This is a genomic window from Lentzea sp. NPDC005914 (assembly GCF_040629405.1).
Lineage (GTDB): Bacteria > Actinomycetota > Actinomycetes > Mycobacteriales > Pseudonocardiaceae > Lentzea.
Window position 1 is genome coordinate 74570 of the sequence record NZ_JBEXVQ010000005.1, and the last position, 16638, is coordinate 91207.

Consider the following 16638-nt stretch of genomic DNA (forward strand, 5'->3'; position numbering starts at 1 on the left):
CGTGGTGAGGCCTGCCCCAGCGTGGTCGCGGGGGCAGGCCCCATGGCCACGTCCGCACGGTCGCGGCAGCGTGGGTGATCATGAAGTCACTCTTGCTGGCGGCCGTGGTCGCAGTTTCATCGCCGCTCAACCCGGAAGCGCTGCAGGCGGCGATCGCTGACCTGGATCACCCGGCGGCGACGTCCGCGCAGCTGCGGGTGTCCGGTTCGGCGGGCCGGTGGTACGGCGCGGAAGGCGTCGCGGACCTGGGGACACACCGCCGGATCCGGCCCGATGACCGATTCCGGATCGGCAGCGTCACCAAGGTGTTCGTCGCGACGGTCGTGCTGCAGCTCGTCGACGAGCGCAAGGTCGACCTCGGCACGCCGGTTCAGCACTACCTGCCGGGGTTGCTGCCCCCGAAACTGGAACCGGTGACGGTCGGGCAGCTCCTCGACCACACCAGCGGGATCCCGTTCGAGGTCGGCTTTCCCGACCTGAGCACGCCGGACAAGGTCGTCGCGCACCGGTACGACCGGTGGACGCCCGAGCAGCGCGTCCGGCTGGTGCCCGACACGACGGCCAAGTTCCCGCCTGGAACCCGGCAGGAGTACCGCGGGATCAACTACGTGCTCGCCGCGATGCTGATCGAGAAGATCACCGGGCACACGTACGGCCACGAGGTCGAGACCAGAATCCTGTGCCCGCTGAGGCTCACCAGGACCTACGTGCCCGCCTTGAACGAGACGCGGATCCGTGGCGCGCACGTGCACGGTTATCTGGAGGTACCCGGTCGCGGCCGGGTCGACGTCAGCGACTACAACACGTCGATCTCGTACGGCGAAGGCGACATGATCTCCACGACCGGCGACCTCACCAGGTTCATGACGGCGTTGTTCGACGGCGATCTGCTGCCGCCCGACCTGCTGGCGACGATGTTCACCGTGCCGCGGGTGTCCATGGTGGACGGTTCGCCCGCACGCCATGCGGCAGGACTGCAGACGGCCACGATCAACGGAGTCGAGCTCTGGGGCAAGACGGGGGAGCAGTACGGCTACAACGCGGGCATGTTCTCCACGCGTGACCAGCAGCGCCGCATGGCGTACTCCTTCACGCCGACGGTCAGCGACAGCACTCAACAGCAGATGACGCTGCGTATCGCGGACGCCGTCACGCGCTGATCCGAGGCCCGGAAGCCGAGGGCTTCCGGGCCTTCTCAGATCAGCAGAAAGCGCCGGTCCACTCCAGCTTGTACGAGTTGTCGTAGATGCGTTCCGTGCGTGCCGGAACGCAGTCAGGACCGTCCGGCGGCCCGCTGTAACGGGAGACCCAGACCTCGCGATTGCGTTGTGGCGCGCAGTTCTTGGCGTGCCACCGCTTCGGTGTGACGTCGTCCTTCGAGATGCCGCAGGGATATTCGCTTCCGTCGGACTCGCCGGCGATGGCTGGTGCCTGACCGGCGACCAGCAGTGCCGCGGCCACGGCGAGGCCTGCTGCGGACAGCCTTCTGCCCCATGAGCTCATGAATTCCCCCCAGGTCGTCAGAGCTTGCTCACCTTTCCTACCAGAACGTTCTGAGCCGTGTCACGTGCTCGGCCGGATGGCCCAGTGCCAGTCCGAGAGCGTCCGAGTGCGTCCGACTCCACTTCCGTTCCCGGTCGCGGCGAGACAGCGTGGTCCGCGTTCGTGTTGATCAACTGGGAGGAGCGGATCATGAAGCGTTTCGCACAGCTGGCCGGGGAGAAGCTCGTCGGACTGGTGCTGCCGAAGGTCGACGCCGGTGCCTGCGTGCCCGAGCACGGCCAGTGTTGCAAGAAGGGATTCCGCTTCAACTGCAACGGCATCTGTTCGTCGGCGAGCAGCACCTGCCGCTGACGCACTGAGCTGGGGGTGCCGGCGGGCGTTGCTCGCCGGCACCCGCTTGGGGGAGGTCAGAAGTGCTCGACCTGTTCGCGCGTGTGCTGCTCGCCGTTGTCTTCGTCGCGGCGGTGGTGGGCAAAGTCCGCACCCGGCAGGGGTTCGCGGAGTTCCGTGACTCGATCGCCGCGCTGGTGCCGTGGGTGCCCGCGCGGGCGGCTTCGCTGGTGCTCATCGCCGGCGAGGCCGTTGCTGTTGTGCTGCTGGCGATTCCGGGCACGGGGCTCGGGTACGCGGCCGCCGTGGGACTGCTCGCGGTGTTCTGCGGCGGGATCGTTCTCGCCATGTCCGGCAGGAAAGCCGTGCGCTGCAAGTGTTTCGGGGCGGGCGGGGACGTGCTCGGGCCCAAACACCTCGTGCGCAACGGGTTGCTGATCGCTGTTGGTCTCGCTGGTGCGTTCGTGACGCCACCCGCTTCCTGGGAGGAACCGTTGACCCTGCTCACGATTGCCGTCGTGCTGCTGGCCGTCGTTGTCGCCGTGCACGTGCTGTTCACGTACGGGCTGGTGGCGCGGGTCCGGGAGCTGCAGGAGCATTCCGGTCCGGCGCGCAACCAGAACCTGCCGCAGCCCGGCAAGGTGATCCCGTCCTTCTCGGTCGTCGACACCGACGGCATCCCCTTCACCGACGCCGACCTCGACGGGCCGGTGCAGGTCGGGTTCTTCTCGGTCGGGTGCGGGCCGTGCCGTTCGCTCAGCGACGCGCTGCTGGCAGATCCGCCCGCTGCTCGATTCGTGTCCATTGTGGATGGAGATCTGACCGATCCCGAGGCCACGCAGCGTCTTGCCGAGAAGGTCAGCGGGCTGGGGCGGGTCGCGGTCGTCGGGACGGATGATCCAGTGCTGTCCGCGTTCGACGTGATGGCGTTCCCGACGTTGATCTACACGCACGGCGGGGTGGTGACCGCGTCCGGCATCAAGCTGAGCGACTTCGCCGGCGTTGCGGCGCCGGTGGCATGATCCGCAACGCGCTGGCCGCGCTGGCGTTGCCGTTCCGCGCCACGCCGCTGGTCGCTGGCATCACCCTGGTGCTCACAGTGTTCGCTGGCGCGGCGCCCGCGACTGGTGCGTGGCTGACGATGCTGTTGGTCGACTCACTGACCTCGAGGACGGCTTCACCTGGCAGCGCGGCGTTTCTCGCCGTGGCCTCCGCTCTCGTCGGCGGGCTCGCGATCGCGATGCTCTACGTCGGTGGGCATCTCGGCGAGATCGTGCAGCAACGGGTCACGCTGACCGTGGAAAGCAGGCTGTTCCAGCGGATCGCGACGCTGCCTGGGTTGCGGCAGATCGAGGACCCCGCGTTCCACGACCGGCTGCGGCTCGCCGAACAGGCCGCTCAGGAGGCTCCCGGCACGATCTCGCAGTTCACCCAGGAGCTGGTCCGTTCGGTCGTGCTGCTGGCGAGCTTCACCGGGGCGTTGCTGGTGGTGTGGCCGCCGATGACGTTGCTGCTGCTCGCATCGGTGGTGACAGCGGTGTTCGCTCGGTTGGCCACCGCGCGGCGCGAAGCGGCCGTCGAGGAAACGTGGGTGGCGACTGATCGACGGCGCCTGTTCTACCGCGCGTTGCTGACGGATGTGCGGGCGGCCAAGGAGATCCGGCTGTTCGGCCTCGGCTCGTTGTTGCACAGCAGGATGGTGTCCTCACTGGAGACGGTCTCGGGCGCGCGGCTCGCGGCGGCGGGGCGAGGAACGGTGGTGCAGAGCGGTTTGGCGTTGCTCGGGGCCGTGGTCGCCGGGGCGGGCACGGTCGTGGTGGCGGTGAACGTGGTGTCCGGACGGTCTTCGGTCGGCGATCTCGTGTTGTTCCTCGGCGCTGTCGCAGGTGTGCAGACCGGGTTGTCCGGTGTGGTGCTGCAGCTCGGCGAGGCCGGGCGCGCGGTCAAGCTGTTCGGGCACTACCTCGACGTCGTCGGCACTCAGGACGATCTGACGGCGGGCAGTGGAACTCCTGCGGTTGCGGCGATCGAGCTGCGGGACGTCTGGTTCCGCTACTCCGAGGACGGCCCGTGGGTGCTGCGCGGCGTGAACCTGACGATTCCCGCGGGCGCGGCCGTCGGGTTGGTCGGCGTCAACGGCGCGGGCAAGAGCACGCTGGTCAAGCTGCTGTGCCGGTTCTACGACCCGCAGCGCGGCACGATCACGTGGGGCGGCGCGGACATCCGTTCGCTGGACCTCGCCGAACTCCGGCGGCGGATCGGCGTGGTGTTCCAGGAGTTCATGGCCTACGACCTGACCGCGGCGGAGAACATCGGCATCGGCCAGGTCCCGGCGTTGGACGATCGGGCGCGAATCGTTGCGGCAGCGGAGGTCGCGCAGATCGCCGATGTGCTTCAGACGTTGCCCGACGGCTACGACACCGTGCTGTCGCGGACGCACGCGGACGAAGATCGGACGGGCGTGACGCTGTCCGGCGGGCAGTGGCAACGGGTGGCGCTGGCCCGGTGCCTGATGCGCACCGACGCGTCGCTGATGATCCTCGACGAGCCGACGTCCGGACTGGACGCGGAAGGCGAGCACCGCGTGCACGACACCCTCCGGCGCCACGCTCACGGCCGGACCCGGCTGCTCGTCTCGCACCGCATGGCGGCACTGCGCGGGGCCGACCTCATCGTCACGTTGGCGGACGGACAGATCGCCGAGCAGGGCAGCCACGACTCGTTGATGGACGCGAACGGCGAGTACGCGCGCCTGTTCCGGCTGCAGGCGGACGGCTACCAGGATGCGAGGGTCGGCTGATGTGGATCAGGGTCACCGTGCGGGGCAACAGCATGTCGCCAACCCTGTACGACGGCCAGAAACTCGTGGCGCGCAGACTCCTGCGCAGGAGCCCGCGCCGCCGCGAGGTGATCGTGTTCCGCGTACCCGACCCCGAACTGCCCCACCGGATCAAGCGCGTGGCGGCCATCGCCGGCGACCCCGTGCCCGCCTGGCTCGCGCCAACGTTGCCAGGCACCTCACACGTGCCGACCGGTTTCGTCGCCGTGGTGGGGGACAACGCGCGGTCGCAGGACTCCCGTCAGCTGGGCCTGGTCGCCTGCCGCGACATCGTCGGCACAGTCCGCGCCTGATACGTCCGCTTGCAAGCCGCCACCCACCGCTGCCGCCAGCTCGTCGTGTCCCCTCCGCACGCCCGCGCGATCGCCAGAACGGTGTCGAGCTTGGGAAAACGACGTCCGGTCAACGCGTCGTGCAACGTGCTGCGCGCACACCCCGTGCGACGCGCCAGCTCGCGGTAGGACAAGCCGCCCAGCAGCCGCAGCTCGTCCAGGTCGACGCCCAGCTCTGCCCCTGTGGTCATCCAGACTCCCGTGTCGTCGGTCCTCCCGTTCCTCTCCTCTTGAAGCCCACTGCATGGTTACCCGAGCGCGATCGAGTTCGCCACTAAGGCAGAACGTGGGGCTGCTGCTCTGAGACCTCGTTCTGCTTACGCTCGTTCGGCCGCCGCGTCAGCACCAACGGCCCGTCCTCGGTGATAGCAACCGTGTGCTCGCTGTGCGCCGTACGCGACCCGTCAGCAGACCTGAGCGTCCAGCCGTCGTCGTCGAAGATGATTCGATCCGTCGTGGCAGCCAGCCACGGCTCGATGGCGATCGTCAGCCCGGGCCGGAGCTTCATGCCGTGCCCGCGCCTCCCGTTGTTCGACACGTGCGGCGCCTCGTGCATCGTCCGCCCGATGCCGTGCCCGCCGAACTCGAGGTTGGGCGTGTACCCGAACTCCTTGGCCACCTCACCGATCGACGCCTCGATGTCGCCCATCCGGTTGCCCGGCTGAGCGGCCTCGATCGCGGCCTCCAACGCCACCTCCGTGGCCCGGACGAGGTGCAGGTCCTCCTCGCGGGGCGTGCCGACGATGACCGACAGGGCCGAGTCCGCCACCCAGCCGTCGATGCTCACGGCGATGTCCATGGTCAGCAAGTCGCCGTCCCGCAGCACGTAGCTCTTCGGCAGCCCGTGCAGCACCGCGTCGTTGACCGACAGACAGATGACGTTGCGGAACGGCCCGCGCCCGAACGACGGCGAGTAGTCCCAGTAGCAGGACTCGGCGCCACGCTCCTCGATCATGCGGCGAGCGTGCAGCTCGAGGTCGAGCAGGTTGACGCCGACCGCGGCCACCGTCGACAACTCTTCGAGCAGCTTGCCGACGAACTGGCCGGTGACGTGCATGCGCTCGATCTCGGCTGGCGACTTCAGTTCGATCAACGTGATCCTCCGTTTTGGCTGGTACCGGTATAACTATACCGGAATGGTCGGGGATAACGCGCCCACAGGGTGGCCCGATGTCCTGGGTGTCCGCATCTCCTGGGAGGCGTCGGTGGGCATCGACATGGTCGAGGCGTTGTCAGGGCTGGCGGTTCGGCGGCCGATCTTCCACTCGGAGGCCGACTTCCAGCACCTGCGGGGTTCGCTGGGGTGGACGGCGAGGGGTTCGAGCTGCCGAGCCGGACATCAGCCGTCATGACGTGATCAAGGATGTCGTGTGGCTGGAACGGCTGGTCGGTGACGCTGACCATGACTCCGGCTACTGGTCGCCAAGCCGCAACTCGACCCGAGCGACGCGGCTTTCCGCCTGCACGAGGGTCGCTGGCAGTCTGGCCGTCTGAGTTGGGCGGTCAACGCGGGCACGGGCACCACGCGCATACGCGATGTACCGCTCGTGCTGTCCGGAACCTACGCGTGCTTGTGGCCGCCCTAGCCGGAAGTCACGGACTCTCGCGGCCGCCGTTTCGTCCACGAGGTCCGCCGGCGCGACGGACGCCTGGCCGACAGCACTGTGCGCACCCGGCTGTGCGCCAACTCGCCCGACCACGTTCCCCGACTTGGAGCGGGTCGACCGCGGCTGGTACCGCCTCACACGGTCGAGCTAGCACGATCACCTGGGTGGGCGACGTGGTTTGCGCTCACCCCGGCCCCTCTCCACAGTGCCGGGCATGAAGCAGGTGCTGCAGCACAGGATCGACTCGACCTTCGCCCACTACGACGTCAACCGCAACGGCGTCATCGAGCTGGCCGACATCTACGCGCTGGCCAACCGGTTGCTGCAGGCGTTCGGCGAGCCTGCGTCGTCGGAGCGGGGGAGTGAGCTCGTGGACGCGTACGACCGGTTCTGGGAGATGCTGGTCGACCATTGCGACGCCGACCGCGACGGCAGGATCGGGCCTGAGGAGTACCGGGACGCCATGATGGAGGCGTTTGTGGACCACGGGCCGTTCGACGCCGACTTTCTCGAGATCGTGCAGACGTTGCTGGACATCGCGGACACCAACGGGGACGGGCGGGTGGACGCGGACGAGTTCCAGGTGCTGCTGAGGGCGCGGGGGCTCAGCGAGGAGGAGTGCGGGCTGGCGTTCGCGCACCTCGACACGGATGGCGACGGGGCCATCAGCGTGCAGGAATACGTTGCGGCGGTGCGGGACTACTACACGAACCCCGCCGAGGACACGCCCGGTAGCTGGCTGTACCCGAAGGCCCTGCAGCGCGCTAGTCACTAACTATGACTATCATCAAAGAGTGACTACTTCGATTGAACTGACCCGCTTCCGCGTCCTGCCCGGCAGGGTCGGCCAGTTGCTGGCCGCCCGGCCGGGCATGATCGCCGACTTCGAGGCCGACCGTGCGGGCTTCCTGGGCGCACGGCTCGTGCGGCTGTCCAACGACGAGTGGCTCGACATCGTCGAATGGCGCTCGCCGGAGGACTACGCCGCTTCCAGTGCGAAGGGTGCGAACCTGCCGGGCATCAAAGCGTTCTTCGACGCCATCGACTCGCTCGTCACCGCGGAGGAAGGTGTCCTCGCCGAGTAGCGCGGACTAGACGCAGCGGAAGCTCGACGCCACCTTCGGATCACCGCCCCGGTAGCGGGAAACCTGCGGCAACGGGCAGAGGTTGCGCGTGGACCCGTCCGCGGACGCGCCGGCCAACACGGCGGGAGCCTTGCCGTGCTCGACCCAGTCGACCAGGGCGCCGAGCGGGTTCACCGGCGCGGCGCCGTTGCCGCCGAAGCAGTGGTCGACGCCAGGAGCCAGGAACAGGCGGTAGAAGTCGTTCACGTGGCCCATCCGCCGCTCGACGTCCGACCGGTACTTCAGCGTGCCGCCGGGCGGGATCAGCTGGTCGTTGGTGCCGACGAACGTGATCAGCTTGCCGCCGGAGCGGCGGAACGCGGTGAGATCGGGGTCCGAGGTGCCGATGACGTCGTCGAACTCGCGCACCGACTGCCGGAACAGGTCCCGGTACTGCTGGTAGGTGAGCTTCGAGGTGTCGAAACCGGGCTGCTTCAGCAGAAAGCTCGACACCCACGCGGACGCCACCGGGAAGCCGGGGCCGGGGAAACCGGGCAGCGTGCCCGCGAGCCAGATCGGGTCCGCGCCCTTCGGCAGGCCTGGCCACAGAGAGCGGCCGCGTTCGTCGGTCGGGCCGTTCCAGATCTTGCGCATGACGTCGGCGTCGGTGGAAGTCACGGTGACCTCGACCCCGTCGCAGACGACGACCTTGCCGACGAGACGACGCGGGTCATAGCTGCAGCGGTCCGGACGGTCGACGATCTGGTTCGTCACGCCGTCGGCGGCATCGCAGGCCTCGACGGCGGCCTTGCGGAACTCGGCGAGAACGCAGTTGCTGACGACGTGGCCGTCCTGGTTCTGCACGATCTGCGGCCACAGCGTCGCGACGGCGAACTGGGCCCAGTTCACGGCCGGTGCGTTGGCGAGGACGCCGTCGTAGTCGTCCGGGAAGTTCTGCGCCTCGGAATAGCCCTGGCGGCCGCCGGTCGAGCAGCCGTTCCAGTACGAGTAGGAGATCGCGCGCCCGAAGTGCTTGCGCACCACGTCCTTGGCGATCACAGACGACTCGTGCACCGACCGCGTGGCGAAGTTCGTCAGCAGCGTCTTGTCGAGCTGCCCGTCGCGCACCGCCCAGCTGGTGTCGAGGCCCGTGAGCACGCCGGCGTCGGTGGTGACGGCGGTGTAGCCGTCCTTCACCGCCTGCACGAGCGGCGCACCGGTGTCACCGGCGGCGTACGCGCTGCCGCCGACGCCCTGCAGACGGCCGGACCAGCCGGTCTCCGGGAGCGCGACCACGACCTTCGCGTGGTCGGAGCCGTGCGTCACGGTGACGGTGAGCTCGCAGTACGCGGGCACGTCGTTGATCGGTGGTGGTGCGGAGAAAGGGGTCTGCGGGAAGGTGACGGTCCCGCCGGGGTGGCGCACGGCGTCCACGGACTCGATCCTGGCGCCGGCCGGGGCGGTGACCGCGACCGGCGCGCACGAGGTGTTGCTCGCCGACGCGGGCGCGAGTGGCGCCAGACCGGTCAGGAGCAGGGTGGCTGCCAACAGCTTTGTCAGTCTCACGCCGCGCGACGTTAGGCAAGGGACCCGGTCCGTTGCGCCCGTCAGACGACGCTGCGTCCGTACGTCATGGCCGGTTCACCGGACCGGGTGACGGGCTGAGAAACTTCCCGCCATGCGCGAGGTGGGCAACAGACGCTACCGGCTGGTCCGCGAGCTGGGGCGGGGCGGCATGGGGGCCGTGTGGCTCGGCCAGGACACCGTGCTCGGCCGCGACGTCGCGGTCAAGGAGCTGCTGCTCCCCGGCAACGTGCCCGCGGCCGAGCGGATCGTCTACCAGGAACGGGTGCTGCGCGAGGCCCGGATCGCGAGCCAGCTGCAGGACCCCGCGGTCGTCACCGTCTACGACCTCATCAAGGAGGACGACCAGACGTTCATCGTGATGGAGCTGATCAAGGCTCCGACGCTGGACGAGCTCGTCGACCTCGACGGCCCGCTCGACGTGAAGGCCGCCGCGACTTTGGCCGCACAGCTGCTGAACGCGCTGGAGGCGGCCCACGAGTCCGGCGTCGTGCACCGCGACGTCAAGCCGGGCAACGTGATGGTGCCGGGCAAGGGCACCGCGAAGCTCACCGACTTCGGCATCGCCCAGTCGATCGACGACCCGCGGCTGACCGCGACGGGCACGCTGATCGGCTCGCCCGCGTACATGTCGCCGGAGCGTCTCGCGGGTGGTGAGGCGATGCCCGCGTGGGACCTGTGGGCGTTGGGCGCCACGCTGTTCTACGCCACCGAGGGACGCGGTGCGTTCGACCGGCCCACCACCTCGGCGACGATCCTCGCGGTGATGAGCGAACGGCCGCAGCCGCGCGTGACCGGGCCGCTGGGCGAGCTGATCACCGGGCTGCTCGAGCCGGATCCGGAGCGCCGGTTGGGAGTGGCGGCCGCGCACCGGTTGATCGAACGGGCGCTGCGGCTGCCTGGGAACGAGCTGACCCAGCAGCTGAAGCCCGTCGTCCCCGCACCGGTCCCGCCCGCACCGGCGACCTCAGGGCCGGTGACTTCTGGGCCGGTGACCTCCGGACCGATGACCGTGAACTCGATGGTCATGGCTCCGCCGGTCGTCCTCCCTCCCGCTCCCGCGAAACGACGCTCGATCGGCCTGATCCTGTCGGCGACGCTGACCCCGTTGTTCCTGGTGGGCGCGCTGGTTCTGTTGTACTTCACGGTGTTCAAGCCGCTGCTGGACGACGTGGGCCTGACCGGCCCCTCCAGCTCGCCCGCGATGCAACCCGTGCTGACCTTCGGCCCCGGCGGCGACCTCCCGTACGACGGGCTGGGCGCTTTGAGCAAGGACTGCCTGACCTGGACGCCCGCGAAAGGCGCGCGGAAGATCGACTCCACCAAGGACCGCGTCGGCTGCTACAAGGAGCACGAGACCGAGGTGCTCGACTCGGTCGCCGCGAACACCGACTACGAGAAGGACGTGCCGTACCCCGGTGTCGCGGAGCTGACGAAGATCGGCGGAACCGTGTGCACGCGCACGTTCCTGTCGTCCAAGGTCGCCGGGCAGGACAAGGAGAAGACCCTGCGGTACTGGGTCGTCATCCCGAACGAGGAAACGTGGAAGGTGAAGCAGGAGAACGGCTACCGCCGCTCGAACCGCATCATCGACTGCTTCGTGGGCAAAGCCGACGGCACCCCGCTGGTCGAACCGCTGATGCAGAGCTGACTGCCGATTTGCGACTTCCTGTCACATCCGCGCGGGCAATCCTGTCTTGTAGATAGGAATCCCACGAGAGGACGGTCGGCATGTCCTACCCGGAGAAAGTCTACTTCGGACAAGACGGCGAGGTCAGCGCGAACTTCCGCCCGGCGAGCACCCCGCCCGACCTCGGCGAGCCCGGCGACGGCATCCACTACCTCGCGACCACTCAGGTCACCAAAGGCGAGTTCGGGCTGTACCGGGTCATGATGAAACCCAGGGCGGGCGGCCCGAACACGCACTTCCACCGGACGATCTCGGAGTCGTTCTACATCCTCGACGGCACCGTCCGGCTCTACGACGGCGAGCAGTGGGTCGACGCGAAGCAAGGCGACTTCCTGCACGTGCCGCAGGGCGGGCTGCACGCGTTCCGCAACGACTCCGACGCCCCGGCCGAGATGTTGCTGCTGTTCACACCTGGTGCGCCGCGCGAGGAGTACTTCGAGAAGCTCGGCAGCGTCACGGCCGATGAGCGCGCCGCGTTCCTCGACAAGCACGACTCGTACTTCGTCTGACCGCAGGGCGGCGAGGGCGTCGAGCATCGCTCGAGCCCTCGCCGCACGTGAGCAACCTCAGTCCTGCACCACGATCGCCGACGCCGGGCACACCGCCGCCGCGTGCCTCACGTCAGCCAGCCGCGCGTCAGGCGGGCTCGCGTCCAGCAGGTCCACCAGCCCGTCCTCATCGCGCTGGTCGAACACGTCGTCAGCGGCCAGCACGCACTGCCCGGCCCCGACGCACTTTCCCTGATCCACCACGACCTTCACGACTACCTCCAGCTCACCGGCAGCTCGGCGACACCACCGGTGAGGGTGGCCCGCACCTCCAGCTGGTCGATGTCCTTCGCCAGCCGCAACCCGGGCAGACGCTTCGCCAGAGCCGCGAACACCACGCGCAGTTCGGTGCGGGCCAGCGATGCCCCGATGCAGAAGTGCGCGCCGTGCCCGAACCCGAGGTGTGTCCTTTCCGGACGGTCCGGGTTGAACGACTCGGCGTCGGAGTACACGTCGACGTCGCGGTTGGCCGCGTTGATCGACAGGACCAGCGCGTCGCCGCGGTTGATGGTCACTCCGGCGATCTCCACGTCCTCGTGGGCGTAGCGCAGCAGCCCGAGGTCGCCGGGCGCGCCGAGCCGCATGATCTCCTCGATCACCGCGTCGACCCGCCCGTCCGGGTCGGCCACCAGCGCCTCCCACCGCGAGCGCTCGGTGAGCAGGAACAACGTGCCCAGGCCGATGCGGTTGACCGTGGTCTCGTGGCCCGCGAACAGCAGACCGACGCACAGCCGGATCATCTGCTCGTAGTCGAACGACGGGTCCTCGCTCTGGGCGCGGACCAGGTCGGAGATCACGTCCTCGCCGAGGTCCGAGCGCTTGGTCTCGACGAGCCCGACCATGTAGCGGAAGAACTCCTCGCGCGCGGTGTGGGCCTCCTCGCCGATGGTCACGTTGGCCATGCGCTCGGACAGCCTGGCGAACAGCTCGTGGTCGGACTCCGGCACGCCGAGCAGCAGGCAGATCATCGCGACCGGCAACGGGTACGCGAGCCCGGAGTGCAGGTCGGCGACGTCGTCCGGCGAGGCGACCAGCTCGTCCAGGTAGCTCTCGACCAACCGTCCCATGTGGTCGGACAGCCTCCGCATGCGCTTGGCGGAGAACGCCGGGGTGAGCAGGCGCCGCATGCGGGCGTGGTCGGCTTCCTCGGTCTCGTAGGTGCCCGTCGGCCCGTCCAGGACGGCGGCGGTCGTGAGGCGCGAGGCCTCGTCGGGGAAGGGGTGGGAGCGGCCGAAGCGCTTGTCGCCCAGCAGGAGTCGTACTTCCTCGAACCGGGTCACGAGCCAGGCGGGGTCACCGGCCGGTGTGGTGACCGGCGCGATCGGTGCCTCGCGGCGCAGCACCTCGTAGAGCGGAGCCAGGTCGAGGACGTTCGGCCTGGGCAGCGGCAGCTGTAGTCGTTCGGTCGCAGTGCTCATACCTCGACCGTAGCGATTATTGGCACTCTCTGCCACTAAGTGACTCGGGTGAGTGACGTGCTTAAATCGCCCGATGACGGACGTTGTGTCAGAAAAGCCGCGCCGTGGCCGGCCGCCGGTGAGTGACGCGCAACGTCAGCAGCAGCGCTTGGACATCTCGCGGCACGCGGTGCGGTTGTTCGCCGAGCAGGGCGTCGCGGCGACGTCGGGGGAGCAGATCGCTCAGGTGGCGGGCGTCTCCGAACGCACGTTCTGGCGCTACTTCCCGCACAAGGAGAGCTGCGTCGAACCGTTGCTCACCAAGATGATCGACGCCTTCTGCGTGGTGCTGCGCGCCTGGCCGGCCGAACTCGGGCTGATCGACCACCTGCGCGAGGCCTACTCTCCGCTGCTGGACTCGGCTTCCGACGAGGACATCGCCGCTGTACTCGCCGTCGTGCGACTGACTCAGGGCGAACGCGCGTTGCGTGCCGCCTACCTCATGCTGCGCGAACGGGCCGAGCACGCGCTGGCGGAGGCGCTCGCGGAACGCACGGGCCTGCCGCCGGACGCCATGGAGGTCCGGGTGCAGGCCGCCGCCATGAGCGCCGTGCTCAAGGTCGCCACCGACGACATCGCCCGGACGACGAGCGGCGGCGTCACGACGGACACCCTGGACCGGCACCGCGAGGAGATCGCCAGGGCGCTGCGAGGGCTGTCGCGGTTGCGGTAGTTGTGGGCGGCATAGAAGTCGCCCATCATCTTTCTGGGGTATCCTGCGGCCGTGGGAAGGTCTTCACGTGCCGAGGCGGCACAGCACCGCGAGCAGATCGTGACGGCCACCGCGCAACTGTTGCGGGAGCGCGGAAGCGCCGGGATCTCGGTGCAGGACGTCATGGGCGCCGCCGGGTTGAGCCACGGCGGGTTCTACAAGCACTTCGCGTCCAAGGACGAGCTGCTGGGAATCGCGACCGAGGTCGCGTTCCAGTCGGTGCTCGCTCAGATCACGGACCTCACCGAGCGAACGGACGCCTGGGACGCGTTCGTCGCCCGGTACCTGTCCGCCGAGCACCGCGACGCGCCGGGCACGGGTTGCGCGAACACGGCGCTCGCGGTGGAGTCGGCCCGGGCGAACGCCGACGCGCCTTTGCGGACGGCGTACGCGGAAGGGCTGAAGGGGATGATCGAGTTCCTCGTGGCCCTCGAAGGCCTGCCCGAGGACCAGGAGGAAGCCCGCCGCCGGGCCGTGGTCGACCTCGCCACACTGGTCGGGGCGCTGTCCCTGGCTCGCGCCACCGGAACGACGCCGCTGTCCGAGGAAATCCTGGACACCGTGCGGGACGAACTCACGGCTCGGCGCTCGCGCTAGCCCTGCCTAGCTCGCGAGCCCGGCCTTCACCGTGCGGGTGAGGTCGTCGGCGAGGATCTCGGGCAGACCCGCGGCGAACCCGTCGAGCGCGATCTTGGCGACCAGCGCCGGATCGGTCTTGTCCTCCTGCGGCACCGACGCGGCCATGTCGGTGTCCATGTACGCGACATGCAGGGCGCTGACCTGGATGTTCTTCTCGGCCAGCTCGGCACGCGTCGCGTTGGTCAACGCCCACGCCGCCGCCTTGGCCGCGGCATAGGCACCGACCTGGGGCAGGTGCACCCACGACAGCACCGACAGAACGTTCAGGATCCCGCCACCACCATTGCCCGCGATGACCGGGGCGAACGCGCGAGTCGTGGCCAGCGTGCCGAAGTAGTGCGTCTCCATCTCGAGCCTGATCGCGTCGAGGTCGCCGTCGATCAGCTGCGCGTGCGTCGAGATGCCGGCGTTGTTGACGAGCAGCGTCGCGTCGCTCGCGGTTGCGGCGGCCTCGGCGATCGACTCCGGCTTGGTGATGTCCAGGTACAGCGGCGTCACGCCGGGGAGGTCGATGGTCTCTGGCCGGCGCGCGGTCGCGTAGACCTTGGCGCCCCGTTCGAGCAGCTGAGCAGCGAGGATGCGGCCGAGGCCTCGGTTGGCCCCGGTGACTACGGCGATGGCGTTGGTGAGTTCCACGGATTTAGATTACAGCTATCATCTATTTTGGCAAGGTCGGGTGGGGGTGCCTTGGTGGGCGGTGGCGGATGGGCGGGTCGGCTTCCGGGGGCTGTGGTGGTCACCTTGCGTTGGGTGGTCGCGTTCCAGCGGAGGGGTCACCAGTGCGGTTGGGTCGCCTTGCGTTGGTGGGCGCGTAGGTCCTGACGAGCCGGGTCATTTCATCGCCGCTGCGCGACGATTGCGATTGGGGCTTGACTTTGAGCCTCTGGCAAGATGCTTCATCGGCCTTAAAAGGCCGGGCATAAGGAGCCCGGCCGTTCCCTTCAACGGTAGCATCTTGCACTCAAAGTCAAGCCCCAATCGCCGGGCAGGGCACGTCATGACCGGTTGCTGGATGGCATTAGGCCTTTACGGCTCGCTTCGCATCGCCATGTTGGTTGGTTCACTCGATCGTGTGTGGGCTGAGCTGCTTTTATGTTGTGATCTTGCGGTAGATTAGAACACGTGAGCGAAACCCGACTCCTCTCCACTGACGAGCTGCTGCGCAGCATCGTCGACGAGGTGATGGAGATTCGGGTTCGCGAAAACGCGGTCATGCAGAAGATTGCTGAACTTGATCAGCGTGGGGCTGCGGCTGAATTCGGTTACAAGGACTTGGCGCAGGTGTTGCAGCACGCGGTTCGATGGGACCGGAAGGCCGCTAAGCAATGGGTCGTGCATGCCGGTCTGCTGGGGCGGGAGATCACTCCGACTGGTAGTGAACTTGCTCCCGAACTTCCGGTCACTGCCGAGGCGGCGGCGGAGGGTGCGTTGTCGGCCGAGCACGTCAGGGTGGTCGCCGAGGTGATGGCAGCGCTGCCCGCCGAGGTCGAGCAGCTCGTGGTGGACGTGGCCCGCGAGCACGATCCCTACTCGGTGCGCAAGTTCGGCAAGGACCTGGCCTACGGGCTCTACCAGAACGACCTGGAGCCTCGCGACGTCGAGCCCGCACCGGTCGTCAACCAGCTGATAAAGCAGTGGAAGAACGGTCAGCTCGAGATTCGCGCGTTGCTGGACGCGGTCACCAGCGCCACCTTCGAAGCGATGCTGGACCCGCTGGCCAAGCCCCGACCCGAGACCACCGTGGAAGGCCCGGACCTCCGGTCCCGCTCCGAGCGTGAGGGCGACGCCTTCGCCGAGCTGGTCAACCTGATGGTGCGAGCGGACCAGTTGCCCGAGCACGGCGGCGAGCCCGTCACCCTCACCGTGACCATGAGCTACGAGAACCTGGCCGAGCAGGTGGGCCGGGGCATGTTGGACAACGGCGAGCGGATCCCGGCCAGCCAGGTGCGTCAGCTGGCCTGCAACGCCGGGATCATCCCGCTGGTGCTGGGGGACAAGTCGCAGCCGATGGACATCGGCCGCAAGACCCGCAGCTTCCCCGCCGGAATCCGCCGGATCCTCGTCGCCCGAGACCGAGGCTGCGCCTTCCCCGGCTGCTTCCGCCCGCCGAGACAGTGCGACGCCCACCACATCCATCATTGGGCGGACGGCGGCAATACCTCAGTGGAGAACGCGGTCTTGGTGTGCCGTCATCACCACACGCTGATCCATCAAAGCGAGTGGGCAGTGAAAATGGTGTCGGGCCTACCGACTTTCTACCCGCCTTCATGGCTCGACCGTGATCGCAATCCGAGACGCAACCTCATCCACGCCGCCGCCTGATCGCCACCCAA

The 16638-nt window shown here is 68.4% G+C and carries 20 protein-coding genes; 13 read left to right on the plus strand and 7 right to left on the minus strand.

Going from position 1 to position 16638, the window contains the following annotated elements; all coding sequences use genetic code 11:
* The first annotated feature begins 80 nt into the window (after positions 1–80).
* Positions 81–1160 carry a serine hydrolase domain-containing protein gene (locus tag ABZ345_RS08955; RefSeq protein ID WP_359844545.1) on the plus strand — a complete coding sequence of 360 codons (1080 nt, stop codon included), beginning with the start codon at positions 81–83 and terminating at the stop codon, positions 1158–1160.
* A 40-nt stretch (positions 1161–1200) separates the two neighbouring features.
* Here the strand turns inward: ABZ345_RS08955 and ABZ345_RS08960 are convergent, their stop codons facing one another.
* Positions 1201–1503, minus strand: a complete 303-nt coding sequence (locus ABZ345_RS08960; RefSeq protein WP_359844547.1) for a hypothetical protein — start codon at positions 1501–1503, stop codon at positions 1201–1203.
* A 189-nt stretch (positions 1504–1692) separates the two neighbouring features.
* Between ABZ345_RS08960 and ABZ345_RS08965 the strand changes: the two genes are divergently transcribed.
* The 4 genes from ABZ345_RS08965 to ABZ345_RS08980 all read left to right on the plus strand — a co-directional run bounded on the left by ABZ345_RS08965 (position 1693) and on the right by ABZ345_RS08980 (position 4965).
* A complete protein-coding gene (locus ABZ345_RS08965) occupies positions 1693–1854 on the plus strand; it encodes a hypothetical protein (protein ID WP_359844549.1) in 162 nt (53 codons plus the stop codon).
* Between the two features lie 62 nt (positions 1855–1916).
* Positions 1917–2855 carry a thioredoxin family protein gene (locus tag ABZ345_RS08970; RefSeq protein WP_359844551.1) on the plus strand — a complete coding sequence of 313 codons (939 nt, stop codon included), beginning with the start codon at positions 1917–1919 and terminating at the stop codon, positions 2853–2855.
* On the plus strand, positions 2852–4633 hold the full coding sequence (locus ABZ345_RS08975; protein WP_359844553.1) for an ABC transporter ATP-binding protein: 1782 nt from the start codon (positions 2852–2854) through the stop codon (positions 4631–4633). Before ABZ345_RS08970 ends, ABZ345_RS08975 begins: the two co-directional genes overlap by 4 nt.
* Entirely contained in the window at positions 4633–4965 is a 333-nt protein-coding gene (locus ABZ345_RS08980) for a S26 family signal peptidase (protein ID WP_359844555.1), read from the plus strand. Before ABZ345_RS08975 ends, ABZ345_RS08980 begins: the two co-directional genes overlap by 1 nt.
* Here the strand turns inward: ABZ345_RS08980 and ABZ345_RS08985 are convergent.
* On the minus strand, positions 4914–5195 hold the full coding sequence (locus ABZ345_RS08985; RefSeq protein ID WP_359844557.1) for a helix-turn-helix transcriptional regulator: 282 nt from the start codon (positions 5193–5195) through the stop codon (positions 4914–4916). The two genes, ABZ345_RS08980 and ABZ345_RS08985, sit on opposite strands and share 52 nt — an antisense overlap.
* Before the next feature lie 83 nt (positions 5196–5278).
* Positions 5279–6097 carry a type I methionyl aminopeptidase gene (gene map / locus ABZ345_RS08990; protein ID WP_359844559.1) on the minus strand — a complete coding sequence of 273 codons (819 nt, stop codon included), beginning with the start codon at positions 6095–6097 and terminating at the stop codon, positions 5279–5281.
* 43 nt (positions 6098–6140) lie between these two features.
* Here map and ABZ345_RS08995 point away from each other — a divergent pair, with 43 nt between their 5' ends.
* From ABZ345_RS08995 to ABZ345_RS09005, 3 genes are all read left to right on the plus strand, one after another.
* On the plus strand, positions 6141–6356 hold the full coding sequence (locus tag ABZ345_RS08995) for a hypothetical protein (RefSeq protein ID WP_359844561.1): 216 nt from the start codon (positions 6141–6143) through the stop codon (positions 6354–6356).
* Positions 6357–6825: 469 nt separating this feature from the next.
* On the plus strand, positions 6826–7386 hold the full coding sequence (locus ABZ345_RS09000) for an EF-hand domain-containing protein (protein ID WP_359844563.1): 561 nt from the start codon (positions 6826–6828) through the stop codon (positions 7384–7386).
* A gap of 19 nt (positions 7387–7405) precedes the next feature.
* Positions 7406–7696 (plus strand): hypothetical protein, encoded by a 291-nt coding sequence (locus ABZ345_RS09005; RefSeq protein ID WP_359844565.1) that lies wholly within the window; start codon positions 7406–7408, stop codon positions 7694–7696.
* A 6-nt stretch (positions 7697–7702) separates the two neighbouring features.
* On the opposite strand, the gene ABZ345_RS09010 is transcribed toward ABZ345_RS09005, so the two are convergent.
* Positions 7703–9241: a tannase/feruloyl esterase family alpha/beta hydrolase gene (locus tag ABZ345_RS09010; protein WP_359844567.1), complete on the minus strand. Its 1539-nt coding sequence runs from the start codon at positions 9239–9241 to the stop codon at positions 7703–7705.
* A gap of 112 nt (positions 9242–9353) precedes the next feature.
* On the opposite strand from ABZ345_RS09010, the gene ABZ345_RS09015 reads away from it, so the two are divergent.
* Complete coding sequence (locus tag ABZ345_RS09015; protein WP_359844569.1) at positions 9354–10910, plus strand: protein kinase; 1557 nt, start codon at positions 9354–9356, stop codon at positions 10908–10910.
* An 80-nt stretch (positions 10911–10990) separates the two neighbouring features.
* Positions 10991–11458 (plus strand): cupin domain-containing protein, encoded by a 468-nt coding sequence (locus tag ABZ345_RS09020; protein ID WP_359844571.1) that lies wholly within the window; start codon positions 10991–10993, stop codon positions 11456–11458.
* Between the two features lie 57 nt (positions 11459–11515).
* On the opposite strand, the gene ABZ345_RS09025 is transcribed toward ABZ345_RS09020, so the two are convergent.
* Together ABZ345_RS09025 and ABZ345_RS09030 are read right to left on the minus strand one after the other, a co-directional pair.
* Complete coding sequence (locus ABZ345_RS09025) at positions 11516–11710, minus strand: ferredoxin (protein ID WP_359844573.1); 195 nt, start codon at positions 11708–11710, stop codon at positions 11516–11518.
* Positions 11711–11712: 2 nt separating this feature from the next.
* Positions 11713–12915, minus strand: a complete 1203-nt coding sequence (locus ABZ345_RS09030) for a cytochrome P450 (RefSeq protein ID WP_359844575.1) — start codon at positions 12913–12915, stop codon at positions 11713–11715.
* A gap of 73 nt (positions 12916–12988) precedes the next feature.
* On the opposite strand from ABZ345_RS09030, the gene ABZ345_RS09035 reads away from it, so the two are divergent.
* Together ABZ345_RS09035 and ABZ345_RS09040 are read left to right on the plus strand one after the other, a co-directional pair.
* On the plus strand, positions 12989–13627 hold the full coding sequence (locus ABZ345_RS09035; protein ID WP_359844577.1) for a TetR family transcriptional regulator: 639 nt from the start codon (positions 12989–12991) through the stop codon (positions 13625–13627).
* A gap of 51 nt (positions 13628–13678) precedes the next feature.
* The gene (locus ABZ345_RS09040) at positions 13679–14263 is read left to right on the plus strand and encodes a TetR/AcrR family transcriptional regulator (protein WP_359844579.1); all 585 of its coding nucleotides are present in this window, start codon (positions 13679–13681) and stop codon (positions 14261–14263) included.
* 6 nt (positions 14264–14269) lie between these two features.
* On the opposite strand, the gene ABZ345_RS09045 is transcribed toward ABZ345_RS09040, so the two are convergent.
* Positions 14270–14941, minus strand: coding sequence for an SDR family oxidoreductase (locus tag ABZ345_RS09045; RefSeq protein WP_359844580.1), 672 nt, complete (start codon positions 14939–14941; stop codon positions 14270–14272).
* Positions 14942–15427: 486 nt separating this feature from the next.
* Here ABZ345_RS09045 and ABZ345_RS09050 point away from each other — a divergent pair, with 486 nt between their 5' ends.
* Positions 15428–16627, plus strand: coding sequence for a DUF222 domain-containing protein (locus ABZ345_RS09050; protein ID WP_359844582.1), 1200 nt, complete (start codon positions 15428–15430; stop codon positions 16625–16627).
* The last annotated feature ends 11 nt before the right edge of the window (positions 16628–16638 follow it).